Source organism: Citrobacter sp. CK181 (assembly GCF_030333595.1).
In the GTDB taxonomy this organism is placed as follows: domain Bacteria; phylum Pseudomonadota; class Gammaproteobacteria; order Enterobacterales; family Enterobacteriaceae; genus Citrobacter_B; species Citrobacter_B koseri.
Genome location: NZ_JAOWFN010000014.1, coordinates 559,100 through 576,027 on the forward strand (window position 1 = coordinate 559,100; position 16,928 = coordinate 576,027).

Below are 16,928 nucleotides of genomic sequence, written 5' to 3' on the forward strand. Positions count from 1 at the left end.
TCATTTTCAGGATATTTTCAGATCATGCGAATCAATCTGGACGTTCTGCTCATTCTTGATGCTATCGACAAACACGGCTCGTTTGCCGCTGCGGCCGGGTCGCTGTTTAAAACCCCCGCGGCGCTTAGCTATATGATTCAGAAACTGGAAAACGATCTCGATATTGAGCTTCTCGATCGCTCCGGCCACCGGGCGAAATTTACCGATACCGGACGGATGATGCTGGAAAAAGGGCGTCTGCTGCTCAACGCCGCAAAAGACCTGGAGAAACAAGCCGTGCAGTTAAGCTCTGGCTGGGAAAAAGAGCTGGCGATAGCACTGGATGATTCCTTCCCTTTCGAGACGCTGCTGCCCGTTATTGATGCGTTTTATGCGCTGAATAAGCAAACGCGCCTCAATTTTACACACCATACGCTGGCGGGATCGTGGGAAGAGCTGACGCACAACGGCGCAGACATCATTCTCGGCGCAATTAACGAGCCTCCGACCTCCGCCGCCTGGTCATATAAAATGCTCGGCACCCTGGACAACGTATTTGTGGTCGCGCCTTCGCACCCGCTGGCCGCCGCCACGGACGGTCTGACCAATGAGCAACTCTGTCTGCATCGGGCGGTGGTGATCAGCGACAGCGCCCGCTTCTGCCATCCCCTGCAATCCAATTTAATGGATGAGCAGCCGCAAATTCGCGTGGATGACTTCGACAGCAAAGTGACGCTGCTGCGCGCCGGTTTAGGGTGCGGATTCCTCCCCCGCCATATTGTCAGACCGTGGCTTGCCACCGGCGAGCTGGTGGAAAAATCCGTCATCTCTTTTCGGCAGAAAGATGTCGCCTATATGGCATGGCGCAACCACAGCGACGGTCTGGCGCAGCGCTGGTGGCGAGAAGCCCTGCTCGCCAGCCCGGAAGTCGCGCAGCTCTATCAGTGATTCACCCAGACCGTAGCGGAAATGGCGGGCAGGCTGAGAACGCCCTCAGCCAGTTGGCCTTTCCCCTCTTTGCCTCGCCATTCGCTGACGTTAAGCAACGGTGAGTCAGGCAATACGACCTCACAGGCCTCGCCCCGGTTGATCGCCACCAGTACGCGCTGCTGGTGATAGACTCGCACAAAGACCACCACATCTTCTTCGGCATAAATCACCTGGCAACCGCCATGACGTAGCGCCTGCGTGCGCTGGCGAAGTTTCCCCAGACGCTGGTACAGCGCCAACAGCGTGGCATCCTGTTTTTCAACCTGCCACGGGAACGGCTTACGACAGAACGGATCGTTATTGCCGTCCAGCCCCACTTCATCGCCGTAATAGATGCAGGGAACGCCAGGCCAGGTAAACAGCCAGACAACCGCCAGCGGCAAACGCGCCACGTCTTTGCCCAGCAGCGATTTGAAACGGGCGGTATCGTGGCTGTCCAGTTGGTTAAACATCCGCAACTGCTGCTGATGCGACAGGCCAGCACGGTAGTTATCCATCCAGGCGATGCAGGTTTGCGCGTCAATGTGCTGCGGATCGTAAGAGATATCGGTATTGGCGAGAAATCCCCACAGCGGGAAAGTGAAGCCGCGATAGTTCATGGCGGCATCTTCCGCATCCGCCTGGAGCCATTGCCGCGCATCGCCAAAATGCTCGCCAACGATATAGGCGTCAGGCTGCGTCTCTTTTGCCGCCTGCGTAATACCGGCAACGTGTTGCAGGTTATTGCGCGCGCCTCCGGCCTCGCCCAGCATATGCACCACATCAAGCCGCCAGCCGTCCATATGCCACGGCGCTTTCAGCCAGTGACGCACAATGCTGTCTTCACCGCGGTAGATTTCATTGACCAGGCTTTCCGACTGGAAATCCAGCTTGGGCAGACTCGGATACCCCAGCCAGTCCAGCGCCACGCCCTCCGGGGAGAAAGAGTACCAGTCACGCCAGGGCGAATCCGGGTTGTGGCATGCGCCGCCGCTTCCCCGATTATGCCTGTCAAACCAGGCGTGCGAGTCGCCGCTATGGTTAAAGACGCCGTCCAGCACCAGGCGCATTCCCTGCTGCTGCGTATGCTGCCGCAGGCGCAGCAGCGCCCGATCGCCGCCAAACTGCGGATCAACGTGACGATAATCTTCCGTATCGTATTTATGGACGCTTGGCGCGCTAAAGACCGGGTTCAGGTACAGCGCCGTCACCCCCAGTTTTTTCAGGTACGGCAGTTTCTCGCTGATCCCGTCCAGATCGCCGCCGTAGAACGTCGATCCCCCGGCCTGCGCAGTCACCGGATCGTCCCAGTCGTGCAAGACGATATCCTGACCGGCGGCATGATGGTAATAGACATTATCCTGTTCCGCTTCGCGCGGCTGGCTGCGGGCAAAGCGATCCGGGAAGATTTGATAGAAAATCTGATCGGCGACCCATTGCGGGCCATTGTCCGGCACATCGACGGCAAACTGCTCCAGCCGCGCGGGCGGGAAACGGCTAAATCCCTGCGGCGTGAACCACAGCTGGCGATCGTGCCAGAGCAGCTTAAAGCTGTAGCGACGGCGCGGCTGTCCGCTGGCGAGATCGATCGCCGCCCGCCATGCCGTGACGCCCGGTTGCGGTTGACTGCGCAGCCGATGCATCGCCAGCGAGATTTCTTCATTATCGTTCTCAGCGCGTAGCGTCACACGCTGGGGCGGGTTTTCCCCGCTCAGCCATAACGTAATGGTCAGTTGTTCTTTGTTTTGCTTAACAAATGGGGCAACCGGAAGGTGCCAGGCGTTCAACATCACGTATCCCCTTTGATGAAAATGAAGCCACCTTGCCATAGCGACATCAAGGATAACTCATCATCTTAATGTTTATTGGGGGAGGAGTCCGGGGGAGGATATTGTTTGATACTGCCGGATGGCGCTAACGCTTATCCGGCCTACGGTTGCCTGTAGGCCGGATAAGCGTTAGCGCCATCCGGCGGGGAATCACCCCACTTCAGCCAGTTGGCGGTCGCGGCGGCGTTTAAACATCCAGCCGACCAACAGCAGTGCGATCCAGGCGAAACCGACGTACAGCGAAATACGGGTATCTGGATGGTAGCCGATAAGCGCGATAATAAAGACCAGGAAGATCAGGCCCGTAACGGTTGTCGCCACGCCGCCCGGCACTTTAAATTTCAGCGCCTTCACCTCATCCGGCGGCAGACGGCGGCGGAACGCAATCTGCGACAGCAGGATCATAATCCATACCCATACCGTGGCGAAGGTCGCCAGCGAAGCAATCACCAGGAAGACGTTTTCCGGCATGATGTAGTTCAGGTAAACCGCGAACAGCAGCGCAATGGTCATCACCATAACCGTCACCCACGGAATACCGCGACGCGACGTTTTAGCGAACACTTTCGGCGCACTGCCCTGCTCCGCCATACCGTGCAGCATACGCCCCACGCCGAACACGTCGGAGTTAATCGCCGACAGCGAAGCGGTCAGCACCACAAAGTTCAGGATGCTGGCGGCAAACGTAATGCCAAGATGCTGGAAGGTCAGGACGAACGGACTGCCGCTGGTGCCAACCTGGTTCCACGGGTAGATAGACATGATGACGAACAGCGTGCCCACGTAGAACACCAGAATACGCATCGGCACGGAATTGATGGCGCGCGGAATAGATTTCTCCGGGTCTTTCGCTTCTCCGGCGGTGATGCCGATAATTTCAATCCCGCCATAAGCGAACATCACCATTTGCAGCGACATCACCATCCCCAGCCAGCCGTTGCTGAAGAACCCACCGTTGCTCCACAGGTTGTGGACCCCGGTCGGCTGCCCGCCGTTGCCAATCCCCCAGATAATGATGCCGAAGCCGGCGACAATCATGATGATGATAGTGGCGACTTTAAAGAACGAGAACCAGAATTCCAGTTCGCCGAATACCTTCACGCTCATCAGGTTGATGGCGCAGATAAGCAGCACCACGCTCAGCACCCAGATCCAGTGCGGCACCGTAGGGAACCAGACCCCCATATAGATACCGAAGGCGGTCACGTCGGCAATGGCGACAATCAGAATTTCAAAACAGTAAGTCCAGCCGGTAATGTAACCGGCGAGCGGGCCGAGGTTTTCCTGCGCATAGCGCGAGAACGAGCTGGCGGCGGGGTTATGCACGGACATTTCGCCCAGCGCGCGCATAATAATGTACGCCGCGACCCCGCCGATAATGTAGGCCAGCAACACGCTTGGCCCGGCCATTTTGATGGCGTCTGCCGAGCCATAAAATAATCCGGTGCCAATTGCCGAGCCCAATGCCATAAAGCGAATGTGCCGGGTGCTCAGCCCACGCTTTAGCTTGTTATTGCTTTCCATCAATTCCGAACCCATCAAAATAATAAAAAAACCACGGGGCCTGTAGCCCCGTGGTTAAAACATACTGTCAGTGATCTTAGTGAGCGCTGGAGGTCACTTGTCGACCTGCGGCGCGATCCCAGATAATTGCCAGAACAACCATCACCACTGTTGGCATCAACCACGCCAGCCCCTGTTCCGCCAGCGGTAAACGCTGGGTCCAGGCCGGTAAGATGTCACCAATCGCAGAGGCTTTAATCCCGTCAAGGATACCAAAAACCAGGCTGATAAACATCGCCGGAGCAATGACGCGGGAAGAATTATGCCACCATGAGCGGGTAAAGCTTAATACAACCAGTGCGATACACGGCGGATAGATGGCTGTCAGCACCGGAATAGAAATCTGAATCAGATGGCTCAGACCCAGATTCGATACCACCATTGAGAAGCCGCCCAGAATAAACACCAGCGTGCGATAAGAGAGTGGGACGTACTGCGCAAAGAACTCCGCACATGCGCAGGTCAGGCCAACCGCCGTCACCAGACAGGCGATGAAAATCAGCGCCGCCAGCAGCAGGCTACCCGCGCCGCCGAAGGTATGCTGAACGTAAGCGTGCAGGATTGCCGCGCCGTTAGCAGACTGATCGACCAGCGTCGCGCTATCCGATCCCAGACGGAACAGCGCAAGGTACAGCAGCGTCAAACCCACACCCGCCATCAGGCCCGCCCAGACGGTATAACGGGTCAGCAGACGCGCTTCTTTAACGCCGCGCGAGCGCGCCGCATTGACGATAACGATACCAAACACCATTGCGCCCAGCGTATCCATCGTCAGATAGCCATTCACAAAGCCATTAGAGAACGCCGCGTTCTGGTAGGCGTCCATCGCGTCGCTAATCGGACCGGCAGGCCAGATGATTGCCGCAACGGAGAGAATAATCAGCGCGATGATTTTCAGCGGCGCCAGGAAATTACCCACCGTGTCCAGCAGTTTGCCCGGATAGAGCGATACCAGAATCACAATGGCGAAATACACCAGGCTGTAGATAAACAGCGGCAGTGCGGAATCGCCGGTCAGCGGCGCAATCCCGACTTCAAAGGAGACGGTCGCCGTACGCGGCGTTGCGAATAACGGCCCCACCGCCAGATAACAGACGGTCGCCAGCAGAACGCCAGCCACTTTACCAATCGGGGTGCTCAGGCTATCAACGCCACCGCCGACTTTCGCCAGCGCCACAACGGTAAGTACCGGAAGACCAACGGCAGTAATCAGAAAGCCGAACGCCGCAGTCCAGACGTGTTCGCCTGCCTGCAAACCGACCATCGGCGGAAAGATAATATTGCCTGCGCCAACGAACAGCGCAAATGTCATAAAGCCCAGAGCGATAATATCGCGCGATTTTAACTGATGGGTCATAAAGTTTTACTGCCTGTGGATGTGGTGTTGAAAACGTTAAATTTTCTGCCCTTCCCTGCGGGACGATACAGCGGCATTTTTAAGCAATTCCAGCGGGATATGCTCCTGGGCTGGCGCGGCGAAGAATAGTTTTTCGATTTACCGCGTAAATGCAGTCGGTATGACAGCATCTGGAGCGCAATTTAAACGCTTATAACGTTTTAAAGCAAGGTGAGATCCAAAAACCAGAAGAATATAGCGATATGAAATTAGCAACCAGTACAAAACGCTATCCATAAGAAAAAGTCATGGCTAATCATGCGAACAAAAAAGCATCAGACGTTGAAAAATTCAGCGGAGTCTTCTTTACTGCAAAGAAAATAAGCCAGCATCCGCTGGCTTATGGAAAGCTAACCTTACGAACCACAATTAAGCGCAATTTTTGGCAATTAATCGTTCCGGCAGCACAAAGCTGAAGCGCGTCCCTTTACCCGGCGAACTGTCGATAATCAATCGACTCTCGTGATGATTCAGCGCATGTTTCACAATCGCCAGACCTAATCCGCTTCCCCCGGTTTGCCGCGACCGCGCTTTGTCCACACGGTAGAAACGCTCCGTCAGACGCGGAATATGCTCAGGCGCAATCCCCGGCCCGTTATCTTCCACGCTGAACTCCGCACCGTGGGTCACATGCTGCCAGCGCACGGTAATATGCGTTCCCGCAGGCGTGTGATTCACCGCGTTATAGACCAGGTTCGAAATCGCACTGCGCAACTGTTCTTCGTTGCCCAATACGCTCAGCCGGGCATCCACTTCAAACGTAAAGGTGTGTTTCTGCTGGCTGAGCGCCTGCGCCTCACGCTCAACAACGCGCAGCATCATCGGCACATCCACCCTTTCGTTCAACAACAGCGCGGGCGCCGCCTCAATTTTCGACAGCGTCAGCAGTTGTTTCACCAGCCCTTCCATCCGGTGCGTTTGCTCACGCATCGTATGCAGCGCCTTCTCCCGCGTCGCGCCTTCCAGAGGCTGCTCCTGCATCATCTCCAGATAGCCCTGCAAGACGGTGAGCGGCGTGCGTAGTTCATGGCTGACGTTCGCGAAGAAATTGCGCCGCGCGCCTTCAAGCTGGTGCATCTGCGTCACGTCGCGCGCGACCATCAACAGTTGCTGATCGGTATAGGGCATCACGCGGATCTCCAGATGCCGCCCGGTGTTGAGCACCAGATTGAGCGGCCGGATAAAATCGCGTGTTTTGAGATACTGCGTAAATTCCGGGTAGCGCAGCAGGTTCAGAATATTTTGCCCGTTGTCGTCCGGCCAGCGCAGCCCAAGCACCTGTTGCGCCAGCCCGTTACACCAGAAAATCCCGCCGTCTTCGGTTGTCAGCACCACCGCGTCGGGGAGGGATTCCGCCCCGCTGCGAAAGCGTTTAATCAGGTTTCCCAGTTCGCGACGCCGCTTTTTATTACGCAACTGCATCTGGTGCAGACCGTACAGCAGCGGCTCCCAGCTCCCGCGTCCCGGCGGCGGCGTCATACTCATATCGACCCACAGCCACCAGGAGAGGCGCAATAAATTCCAGAAATGCCAGATCAGCAATCCCGTTACCGACGCCAGTAAAAACCAGGGCAGATAACCAAAAAAAGCACTGAGGATAAAAGCGGGGATGCAGCAGAGGATCAGCTCCAGCACCAGCCTTTTCCATGACAGCCGTTCCAGCACGCGTCACACTCCCTTCAGAATAGTAAACCCGCCCGCCACACCGAGATGCCGGTCTGGCGGCAAGGTATTAAAAACGGGTCGAAAAGCGATACCCGGTTCCGCGTACCGTTTGCACCATACGATCGTGACCGCTGTGCTCCAGCGCTTTACGCAAACGACGAATATGCACATCGACCGTACGGTCTTCAACATACACATTCGTTCCCCAGACATGGTTGAGGAGCTGCTCGCGACTGTAGACGCGCTCAGGGTGCGTCATAAAGAAGTGTAACAATTTAAATTCGGTCGGCCCCATATCGAGCGGATTTTCCCCGGTCATCACGCGGTGCGAGGTTGGATCGAGGCTAAGCCCCTGCATCTCAATCACCTCTTCTACCGCCATCGGCGAAATGCGGCGCATCACAGCTTTGATACGCGCCACCAGCTCTTTAGGGGAAAACGGCTTGGTGACATAGTCATCCGCCCCGGTTTCCAGCCCGCGCACGCGGTCTTCCTCTTCGCCTCTTGCCGTCAGCATAACCACAGGGATATCCCGGGTCATCGCTTCACGCTTGAGGTGTTTAATAAACTGAAGGCCCGACCCGCCGGGCAACATCCAGTCAAGGAGGATTAAATCCGGCCAGGGTTCATTCAGTTGGTTCACAGCACTGTCATAATCTTCGGCTTCTACTGGCTGAAAGCCATTTTGCTCGAGCACGAAGCAGACCATTTCACGAATTGGAGCTTCATCTTCTACGACCAGAATACGTCTCGCCATGATTTGCCCTGTTTAAATAAGTCGTTGTCATCAATGCGGCGCCATTATGCGTCAGATTTATGACAGATTTATGAAAAAGATAGTCGACATTCGGCTCAGGTTATTGATTTATGACAGTCACGAAACAAGATATTACCGTTCCCGACGGGTTATAATCCTGCCCACGCTTTTTCGTCATGGAACCGTTATGCGCATCCTTCACACCTCTGACTGGCATCTGGGACAAAACTTCTACAGCAAAAGCCGCGCCGCCGAGCACCAGGCGTTTCTCGACTGGCTGCTGGAAACCGCGCAATCTCACCAGGTGGATGCGATTATTGTCGCGGGTGACATTTTTGATACAGGATCGCCGCCAAGCTATGCCCGCGAGTTGTATAACCGGTTTGTTGTCAATTTACAGCAAACCGGCTGTCATCTGGTGGTGCTGGCCGGAAACCATGACTCCGTCGCCACGCTCAACGAATCCCGCGATATTCTGGCGTTTCTCAACACCACCGTGGTCGCCAGCGCAGGCCACGCGCCGCAGTACCTTTACCGTCGCGACGGCACGCCGGGCGCCGTGCTTTGCCCGATTCCGTTTTTACGCCCGCGCGACATCATCACCAGCCAGGCGGGGCTTTCGGGCAATGAAAAACAGCAGCATCTGCTCGGGGCGATCACGGATTATTACCAACAACAGTATCAGGAAGCCTGTAAGCTGCGCGGCGACGGCGATCAAACTCTGCCGGTTATCGCCACCGGGCACCTGACCACCGTTGGCGCCAGTAAAAGTGACGCGGTACGTGACATCTATATTGGCACGCTGGATGCCTTCCCGGCGCAAAACTTCCCTCCTGCCGATTATATCGCGCTGGGACACATTCACCGGGCGCAGATCATTGGCGGCACGGAACACATCCGCTACTGCGGCTCTCCGATCGCGCTGAGCTTTGATGAGTGCGGCAAAAGCAAATGCGTCCATCTGGTCAGTTTTGCAAACGGCAAATTACATCAAGTAGAGAACCTCACCGTTCCCGTCACTCAACCGCTGGCGGTGCTGAAAGGCGATCTGGCCTCCATCACCGAACAACTTGAGCAATGGCGCGATGCTCACCAGGAGCCCCCTGTCTGGCTGGATATTGAAATCACCACCGACGAATACCTTCACGATATGCAGCGCAAAATTCAGGCATTAACGGAGTCGCTGCCCGTTGAGGTTTTACTGGTGCGCCGCAGTCGGGAAAATCGCGAACGCATTATGGCTAACGAACGACGTGAAACCCTGAGCGAACTGCGCGTGGAAGACGTTTTTACCCGCCGTCTGGCGCTGGAAGAGCTGGATGAGCCCCAGCGTGAACGTCTGACGCAGCTTTTTACCACCACCCTACATTCGCTGGCCGGGGAGCATGATGCATGAAGATTCTCAGCCTGCGCCTGAAAAACCTCAACTCCCTGAAGGGAGAATGGAAAGTCGATTTCACGGCAGAACCTTTTGCCAGCAACGGGCTGTTTGCCATCACCGGGCCGACCGGCGCGGGGAAAACCACGCTGCTCGACGCCATCTGTCTTGCGCTCTATCACGAGACGCCACGCCTGAGCACCGTTTCGCAATCGCAAAACGATCTGATGACCCGCGATACGGCCGAATGCCTTGCTGAAGTGGAGTTCGAGGTTAAAGGCGAGTCTTACCGCGCTTTCTGGAGCCAGAACCGCGCCCGCAATCAGCCGGATGGAAACCTGCAAGTGCCGCGCGTGGAGCTGGCGCGCTGCGCCGACGGAAAAATCCTCGCCGATAAGGTCAAAGATAAGCTGGAGATGACGGCATCGCTTACCGGGCTGGATTACGGACGTTTTACCCGCTCCATGCTGCTGTCGCAGGGGCAGTTCGCTGCGTTTCTCAATGCGAAGCCAAAAGAGCGCGCCGAGCTTCTGGAAGAGCTGACCGGAACCGAAATCTACGGGCAGATCTCCGCGCTGGTGTTTGAAAAGCACAAGACCGCCCGCACCGACCTGGAAAAGCTTCAGGCGCAGGCCAGCGGCGTCTCGCTGTTAGCGCCGGAGCAGCAGCATTCCCTCAATGAAAGTTTGCAGGCGCTCACTGACGAAGAAAAACAGCTGCTCGCCCGCCAGCAGCTTCACCAGCAACATCTGCACTGGCTGACCCGTCAGAATGAGTTGCAGGCTGAAATGAATCGCCGCCAGCAGGCGCTGCGGGTCGCCCAGGAAGAACAGGAAAACGCGCAGCCGCAGCTGGCCGCGCTGAACCTGGCGCATCCTGCCCGGCAGTTACGCCCACACTGGGAACGCATTGAGGAACAAACCGCTGCCGCCGGGCGCACACGTCAGCAAATTCAGGAAGTGAATGCTCGCTTACAAAGCGTATTACACCTGCGCAGCCGCATTCGACACAGCGCTCAACAACAATCCGCCGAACTGCGCGCCACCATGCAGACGCTGACCGGGTGGCTCACCGAGCATGAACGCTTCCGCTTGTGGAGCAGTGAACTGGCAGGCTGGCGTGCGCTGTTTGCTCAACAGTCCAGCGATAAAGCGCAGTTGCTTAAATGGCAGCAGCAGTGTGCAAGCGATATCCGCAAGCGTGACGCGCTTCCACCGAATCCTCTGACGCTTACGCCAGAAGAGGCCACGGCAGCGCTGGCGCAGCATACGCAGCAGCAGCCGCTGCGTCAGCGGCTCGCCAGCCTGCATGGGCAGATAGCGCCTAAGCAAAAACGACGGGAACAACTGCAAACCGCGATCCAGAATAGTCAGCAGGAGTTGGCCCGACGCAGTGCGGCGCTGGAGGATAAGCGGCAGAAATATAAAGAAAAAAATCAGCAGTTCATGGATGTAAAAACGATTTGCGAGCAGGAGGCGCGCATCAAAGATCTGGAAAGCCAGCGAGCGCTGCTGCAATCCGGCCAGCCATGCCCGCTCTGCGGCTCGACCTCGCATCCGGCGATTGCATCCTATCAGGCACTCGAACCCGGCGTGAATCAGGCGCGGCGAGATGCACTGGAAAAAGAGGTCAAGACGCTGGCGGAAGAAGGCGCCGCCTTACGCGGGCAACTGGAAACATTAACGCAGCAGCTACACCGCGACGAAAGCGAAGCGCAAGCACTGGTAAAAGAGGAGCAAGCGCTCACTCAAGAATGGCAGACGCTGTGTGGCGCGCTAAAAGTTACGCTGCACCCTCAGGACGATATTTCACCGTGGCTGACCGCCCGGCAGGACTATGAACAACAGCTGTATCAGCTCAGCCAGCGCCATATGTTGCAGGCGCAGATCGCCGCCCATACCGGGCAGGTTACGCAATTTCAGCAGCAAATCGACCAGCGTCAAACTACGCTGCTGTCTGAACTGCGCCGCTACGGGTTATCCCTGCCCGCCGACGGAGAAGAAGCGTCGTGGTTAAACGCCCGCGCGGATGACGCGCAAACATGGCAACAGCGCCAAACGGAACTGGGCGAGCTACAAACGCGCATCGCGCAGTTGGCTCCCCTGCTGGAAACACTACCGGAAACAGATATTCTCCCGGAGAGCAACGAGCGCGTGGCGCTGGATAACTGGCGGCAGGTACATGATGATTGCGTTTCGCTACAGAGCCAGTGGCAGACCTTGCAGCAGCAGGAAGCGCAGGAAATGCAGCGGGTAGCACAGGCGCAGGCGCACTTTGACGCCGCGCTCAAGGCCAGCGTATTTGACGATCGCGCCGCCTTCCTTGCCGCGCTGCTGGACGATGAGACCATCGCCCGCCTCGAACAACATCGCCAGGCGCTGGAAAACCAGTTACAGCAGGCGCAGGCCTTAGCCGCTCAGGCGAGCCAGGCTCTGGCAGAACATCAACAACATCCGCCCGAAGGGCTGGATCTCACGCTCACACCTGAACACATTCAGCAGGCCGTGACGCAATTAACCGGACAACTGCGGGACAATACGACGCGTCAGGGGGAGATCCGCCAGCAACTCAAACAGGATGCGGATAACCGCCAACAGCAGCAGTCTCTGATGCTGGAGATTGAAAACGCCTCGCAGCAGGTGGAGGACTGGGGTTATCTGAACGCGTTAATCGGCTCTAAAGAGGGCGATAAATTCCGCAAATTTGCTCAGGGACTGACGCTGGATAACCTGGTCTGGCTGGCGAACAATCAGCTGACTCGCCTGCATGGTCGTTACCTGCTCCAGCGCAAGGCCAGCGAAGCGCTGGAACTGGAGGTGGTCGATACCTGGCAAGCGGATGCCGTTCGCGATACCCGCACGCTGTCGGGCGGCGAAAGTTTCCTGGTCAGTCTGGCGCTGGCGCTGGCGTTGTCCGATCTGGTCAGCCACAAAACGCGCATCGACTCTCTGTTCCTTGATGAAGGGTTCGGTACGCTGGACAGCGAGACGCTGGATACCGCGCTGGATGCCCTGGACGCGCTGAATGCCACCGGTAAGACGATTGGCGTAATAAGCCATGTGGAAGCGATGAAAGAACGCATTCCTGTGCAAATTAAGGTGAAGAAAATCAACGGGCTGGGTTACAGCAAACTGGATAAGATGTTTGCTGTGGAATGACTGTTGTTTTGCCGGATGGCGGCGTAAACGCCTTATCCGGCCTACAGGGAGCACGTTGTAGGCCCGGTAAGCGTAGCGCCACCGGGCATTATGCCTTATCCGGCAAAAAACGATTTACTCCTGCGGCCACAACCATGCCGCGCCGCGAACACCGCTGGAATCGCCATGTAACGCCTTACGAACCGGCGTTTCGCATTCGCCGCCAAAAACAAACGGTTTAATCAATGATGGCACGGTGTTGTACAACCGATCGACATTGCTCATCCCGCCGCCTAACACGATAACGTCCGGGTCGAGGATGTTGACCACATGGGCTAACGATTTCGCCAGGCGCAGTTCATAACGGCTAAGCGCCCGTTCCGCCAGCGCGTCCTGCTCGTTAACCAGACGGATAATGTCATTCCCTTTCAGCGGATGACCACTCAGACGATGGTAATCCGTGGCAAACCCGGTTCCTGAGATAAAGGTTTCAATGCAGCCTTGTTTGCCACAGTAGCAGGGCACTTCTTCACGGTAGCGCAGTTCATCTTCATCCATCCACGGCAAGGGATTGTGTCCCCACTCGCCTGCCGTACCGTTGCCGCCGGTATGCGCCCGACCGTTCAGCGCCACGCCAGCCCCGCACCCGGTGCCGATGATCACCGCAAAAACGGTCTGCGCTCCGGCCGCCGCGCCATCCACCGCTTCGGACACCGCCAGACAGTTAGCGTCGTTCGCCAGGCGCACTTCCCGCTGCAAACGCGCACTCAAATCTTTATCGAACGGCTGACCGTTAAGCCAGGTTGAGTTGGCGTTCTTTACCACGCCGGTATAGGGCGAGATCGAACCTGGAATACCCATCCCTACCGTACCCGTCTGGCCCGTCGCCTTTTCCGCCATCTCGACCAGCGAAGCGATGGTCTCTATCGTTTGTCGATAATCATCCCGCGGCGTAGGCAGACGATGGCGAAACAGCTGTTCCCCCGCATCGCCGAGCGCAATCACTTCCGTTTTCGTGCCGCCTAAATCGATACCTATACGCACACATCGCTCCTCATTTTTAGGGAATATCAACAGAGTAGAGGCGGGTGTTCTGGTTGGCAATGCAAGCCCGCCGACAATTCGTTATTATACCCGCTGGATTTAACGACAAGGCCGTGGAAATTATCATGCTGTGGTTCAAAAATTTAATGGTTTACCGTCTTAGCCGCGATATTTCGTTGCGCGCCGAGGAGATGGAAAAACAGCTAGCCTCGATGACGTTTACCCCTTGCGGCAGCCAGGATATGGCAAAAACGGGCTGGGTTCCGCCAATGGGCTCGCACAGCGATGCGTTAACGCATACTGCCAATGGCCAAATTATTATCTGCGCGCGCAAAGAAGAGAAAATTCTGCCGTCGCCGGTGATCAAGCAAGCGCTGGAAGCGAAAATCGCCAAACTGGAAGCTGACCAGGGGCGCAAGCTGAAAAAAACGGAAAAAGACTCACTGAAAGATGAAGTGCTGCACTCACTGCTGCCGCGCGCCTTTAGCCGTTTTAGTCAGACAATGATGTGGATCGACACCGTTAACGGTCTGATCATGGTCGATTGCGCAAGCGCTAAAAAAGCGGAAGATACGCTGGCGCTGCTGCGTAAAAGCCTCGGCTCGCTGCCGGTGGTTCCGCTGGCGCTGGAAAATCCTATCGAGCTGACGCTCACCGAATGGGTGCGTTCCGGTACGGTGGCGCAGGGATTCCAGTTGCTGGACGAAGCAGAGCTGAAAGCAATGCTGGAAGACGGCGGCGTGATCCGCGCGAAGAAACAGGATCTGGTCAGCGACGAGATCGCCGTGCACATTGAAGCGGGTAAAGTGGTCACGAAACTGGCGCTCGACTGGCAGCAGCGCATTCAGTTCTTGATCTGCGATGACGGTTCGATCAAACGCCTGAAGTTCAGCGATGAACTGCGCGATCAAAACGAAGATATCGATCGCGAAGACTACGCTCAGCGTTTTGATGCCGATTTCATTCTGATGACGGGTGAGCTGGCGGCGTTAATTCAAAGCCTGGTTGAAGGTCTGGGCGGCGAAGCGCAACGCTAAGTGAATATTCCCTCTCCGCCGGGAGAGGGAAGCGCCATTATAAATAGCGGCAAAGATAGGACGTCGGTTCAGCCACCTGCAAATGGAACTCACTTTGGCCAGGGACGTTAAACACCTCGCCCGCCGCGTAGACTTTCCACTCGGTTTCCCCCGGAAGCAGTACGTTCAACGCGCCACTGACCACCGTCATCTCCTCCGGCGCGGCAGTGCTAAAGGCATATTCGCCTTCCGCCATCACGCCGACACTGGCGCGACCAGTACTGCTGCTGGTAAAGCCGATCGATTTCACTTTGCCGGAAAAGTATTCGTTACTTTGTAGCATAAACTGGCCCTTTCTCATGGTTACGTTAAGCACCAATATAGGGTCGCGACCTTCTGCCTGTCACGCAAAATTAACCGAGTAATTCCGAAGCCAGCCGTGCAATCAATACATTAGAGAGCAAGACCGGAACATCCAGCGCTCTTTGCAATAAATCACGATGACGCTGATTAAATCCAATGGAATCCAGCATGATCACATCCGCGCCCTGTTCCAGCAAATCTTTACCGGCATCAATCAGTTGTTGTTCCGATCCCTGCACGGGATTCGCCAAAGAAAAGACCGGAGGACGTTGTAAGACCTGCCATTTTCTCGCCTGCACATCCAGTAACTCTTCAACCGGCACAATCACGCCCACCTGGTGGCCATCAACAATCGACGCCACTAACGGCGGGATAATACGCAACGGCTCCAGCAGGATCGTGTTACGCGCGGTCATACTGTTAATCGCGGCGGTATTCATCAATAAAATGACATCGTAGCCCTGGTTATCCAGCACTTCGATAATACTTTGCAGGTCGCGCTCTACTTTCTGGCGCGAAACATGGACGATTTGGTTATCACTGAGCAACGTTAATAGCGGATCGTCTCCGGCCTCGACGGCGTACTCCGCCAACACCTCTTCACGGCTGATCTCACCCAACAGACTATGATGGGTAATATGTTGCTCATCGATATACTCCGTCAGAAGCGGCAGCACTTCGCTCATTGGCACAACGCCGATCGTGAGGATAGCCAACGACGCACTCATTTTCTGTTCCACCTTCTTTTTACTTCGTCGTTAATTCCCGGGTAAATGCCTGAACACTTACCTGCCCTGCGCTACAAATGCAGAAAAGCGTAGCAGGAGATCGGCAATGCATTGTGTAAAGATTCCAAATCACTCCAGTAGTATATTGTTATCGCTTAATTTTCAGTTTTAGCAGAATGCGGCAATGAGTGAAAAGTGTGATGCAAGTACGTTGTGACGTGACTCAGGCGCCTTGCCGGGCGTTCCACACGTCAGGATTTATCAGCTTTTATCGGGATCTTCATAGCGCGTTTTGGCGTCCATCGCTTCCTGCGCGGAAGGATGCTCGCTGATCAGTGCGTTAGGTTCGGGATAGTCGGCGCGGAGCTGATACCAGGTCACCGTCTGACCTGGCGTTCCTTTCTCAACGGTGACGATATACGCTTCCCGGGGATAAGGCGGTTTTGTTGGCATAGTTCTTCCTTTTTACTGGATGAACTTTAATTATAGACGCCGCCCTGCAATCGTTGCGCCGCCTGCGACAACGCCGCAAGAATTTCAGAAACAACCTGGTCAGGGGTATGGCTCGCATCGATGATGTAATGCGCGGCTTCACGATACAGCGCGTCGCGCTGTTCGAGCACTTCCTGCACCTCTTCACTTAAGGGCTTGCCGGTTAGCGTCGGGCGCAGTCCCTCTTCTGGCGCGGCCTCCAGCCGGTTCACCAGCGTGGACACTGGCGCGCTTAAATAAATCACAATGCCATTTTCGCGCATATAACGACGATTGTATTCGGTGAGGATGATCCCTCCCCCCGTCGCAACCACCGTTGACGGCGCGGTAACCGCCTTCAGCGCTGCTGTTTCTCTGGCGCGAAAGCTGTCCCACCCTTCCCGGTCAACAATCTCCGCAACCGTCATCTGGACGTGCGATTGCAACCACCGATCGGTATCAACAAACTGGAAATCCACTGCCTGCGCAAGCGCCATACCGGTTGTTGTTTTACCACAGCCGCGAGGGCCAACAAGAAAGAGAGGTTGCGTCATAGCGGGCTTTCCCCAGAGAGCCGCAAAGGTGCGGGATCTGATGTCATCAAAGTAATAATCATACCACCAAACTAGTACA

At 56.0% G+C, this 16,928-nt stretch carries 14 protein-coding genes; 4 read left to right on the top strand and 10 right to left on the bottom strand.

Annotated elements, in window-relative coordinates:
• Positions 1-24: 24 nt before the first annotated feature.
• On the top strand, positions 25-927 hold the full coding sequence (locus OGW17_RS16170) for a LysR family transcriptional regulator (RefSeq protein ID WP_024130600.1): 903 nt from the start codon (positions 25-27) through the stop codon (positions 925-927).
• Here OGW17_RS16170 and malZ read toward each other — a convergent pair.
• The 5 genes from malZ to phoB form a co-directional block, all read right to left on the bottom strand.
• Complete coding sequence (malZ, locus tag OGW17_RS16175) at positions 921-2,738, bottom strand: maltodextrin glucosidase (RefSeq protein WP_071259920.1); 1,818 nt, start codon at positions 2,736-2,738, stop codon at positions 921-923. The two genes, OGW17_RS16170 and malZ, sit on opposite strands and share 7 nt — an antisense overlap.
• A 189-nt stretch (positions 2,739-2,927) precedes the next feature.
• Complete coding sequence (proY, locus tag OGW17_RS16180; RefSeq protein WP_071259923.1) at positions 2,928-4,301, bottom strand: proline-specific permease ProY; 1,374 nt, start codon at positions 4,299-4,301, stop codon at positions 2,928-2,930.
• A gap of 76 nt (positions 4,302-4,377) precedes the next feature.
• Complete coding sequence (gene brnQ, locus OGW17_RS16185; protein WP_012133587.1) at positions 4,378-5,697, bottom strand: branched-chain amino acid transporter carrier protein BrnQ; 1,320 nt, start codon at positions 5,695-5,697, stop codon at positions 4,378-4,380.
• 408 nt (positions 5,698-6,105) lie between these two features.
• Positions 6,106-7,401, bottom strand: coding sequence for a phosphate regulon sensor histidine kinase PhoR (phoR, locus tag OGW17_RS16190; RefSeq protein WP_012133590.1), 1,296 nt, complete (start codon positions 7,399-7,401; stop codon positions 6,106-6,108).
• A 67-nt stretch (positions 7,402-7,468) separates the two neighbouring features.
• Entirely contained in the window at positions 7,469-8,158 is a 690-nt protein-coding gene (phoB, locus tag OGW17_RS16195) for a phosphate response regulator transcription factor PhoB (RefSeq protein WP_012133591.1), read from the bottom strand.
• 187 nt (positions 8,159-8,345) lie between these two features.
• Between phoB and sbcD the strand changes: the two genes are divergently transcribed.
• A complete protein-coding gene (gene sbcD, locus OGW17_RS16200; RefSeq protein ID WP_058669151.1) occupies positions 8,346-9,554 on the top strand; it encodes an exonuclease subunit SbcD in 1,209 nt (402 codons plus the stop codon).
• Positions 9,551-12,694: an exonuclease subunit SbcC gene (sbcC, locus tag OGW17_RS16205; RefSeq protein WP_071259925.1), complete on the top strand. Its 3,144-nt coding sequence runs from the start codon at positions 9,551-9,553 to the stop codon at positions 12,692-12,694. The genes sbcD and sbcC overlap by 4 nt, the downstream gene beginning before the upstream one ends.
• Before the next feature lie 114 nt (positions 12,695-12,808).
• On the opposite strand, the gene mak is transcribed toward sbcC, so the two are convergent.
• Entirely contained in the window at positions 12,809-13,717 is a 909-nt protein-coding gene (mak, locus tag OGW17_RS16210; RefSeq protein ID WP_047458524.1) for a fructokinase, read from the bottom strand.
• Between the two features lie 125 nt (positions 13,718-13,842).
• Here mak and rdgC point away from each other — a divergent pair, with 125 nt between their 5' ends.
• Complete coding sequence (gene rdgC / locus OGW17_RS16215) at positions 13,843-14,754, top strand: recombination-associated protein RdgC (RefSeq protein ID WP_071259928.1); 912 nt, start codon at positions 13,843-13,845, stop codon at positions 14,752-14,754.
• A 37-nt stretch (positions 14,755-14,791) separates the two neighbouring features.
• Here rdgC and ppnP read toward each other — a convergent pair whose 3' ends face one another.
• The 4 genes from ppnP to aroL all read right to left on the bottom strand — a co-directional run bounded on the left by ppnP (position 14,792) and on the right by aroL (position 16,849).
• Positions 14,792-15,076, bottom strand: coding sequence for a pyrimidine/purine nucleoside phosphorylase (gene ppnP / locus OGW17_RS16220; RefSeq protein ID WP_024130605.1), 285 nt, complete (start codon positions 15,074-15,076; stop codon positions 14,792-14,794).
• A gap of 70 nt (positions 15,077-15,146) precedes the next feature.
• Entirely contained in the window at positions 15,147-15,824 is a 678-nt protein-coding gene (locus OGW17_RS16225; protein WP_012133600.1) for an AroM family protein, read from the bottom strand.
• A gap of 261 nt (positions 15,825-16,085) precedes the next feature.
• The gene (gene yaiA, locus OGW17_RS16230) at positions 16,086-16,277 is read right to left on the bottom strand and encodes a protein YaiA (RefSeq protein WP_012133601.1); all 192 of its coding nucleotides are present in this window, start codon (positions 16,275-16,277) and stop codon (positions 16,086-16,088) included.
• 26 nt (positions 16,278-16,303) lie between these two features.
• Positions 16,304-16,849 (bottom strand): shikimate kinase AroL, encoded by a 546-nt coding sequence (gene aroL / locus OGW17_RS16235; protein WP_071259930.1) that lies wholly within the window; start codon positions 16,847-16,849, stop codon positions 16,304-16,306.
• Between the last annotated feature and the right edge of the window lie 79 nt (positions 16,850-16,928).